1 protein-coding gene is annotated in these 815 nt (G+C 39.0%); it reads right to left on the bottom strand.

Going from position 1 to position 815, the window contains the following annotated elements; genetic code table 11:
- The coding region (locus BCT27_RS25545) for a tetratricopeptide repeat protein (protein ID WP_157939256.1) at positions 1-815 on the bottom strand (815 nt) is incomplete at both ends.

Here is an 815-nt window from a genome sequence, read left to right as displayed (position 1 = left end):
ATTCCTGCCTCTAGAACTGCAAAAGGGAGCTTGCTTACCTGACTGCCCCATGCGTCAGCATACTTAAATGCTTTCTTACCAGTACTTTGATCGTTACATGCCTTAGAGTATTCAAAGGCAGATTTAACTGTCATATGGCCGAGGCCAGCTTGTTTCCAATTTTCAAACTTCTTAAACTCTGTATCTACTCGCTCTACGTATTCAATAGCATGTGCTGGGGCACCTGCTTGTGTGTACAGTTCTAGCAGATCTCTATAAGCGCTGGCTTTATCCCAACCTGAATCTTTTAGATCTATGCTTTGTTTGACTATTCCTATAGCGTTATCAAATTCACCTAGTTGTTTGTATGCGTAATACAGGTAGCTTTGTTTTCTATCTGACTCTGGTTCATGCGAAGCCCATAGATCGAGATATTCTTTCGCTTTTACTATATCTCCGAAATACAAATTTCGTTCATACAAAACTAGCGGTAGTTCTTTTTCGATACAATCAGGATATTGGTTTAACTGTTCACCCCACCATTCATTGATCGATTCATTTAGGTTTGATTCAAAGTAAACACCAACCAGCTCATTTAAAAGCTCAGGATTATTCTCGGCCAGATATGAATCTGTATCTTCTTTGAGTGGCCAAAAAACGAATTCGATATCGAAACCACAATGAGTATCAAAATTTGAGTTCTTTGCCCTGTAAAAAAGAGAAATATCTGCTGGGTCTTTGAATTTCGAAAGTAAGAACGCCCCCAACCAAAGGGCATTACCTATTCCTTGGAAATCGTCTTTTTCTCTAGCAACAATTTCTTGCTCAAAGAGAAA

Origin of the sequence: Enterovibrio norvegicus (assembly GCF_002876705.1) — a bacterium.
GTDB lineage: Bacteria > Pseudomonadota > Gammaproteobacteria > Enterobacterales > Vibrionaceae > Enterovibrio > Enterovibrio norvegicus_B.
Note: the sequence above shows the minus strand (reverse complement) of the source record. Positions and strands in the feature narration are given on the sequence as shown.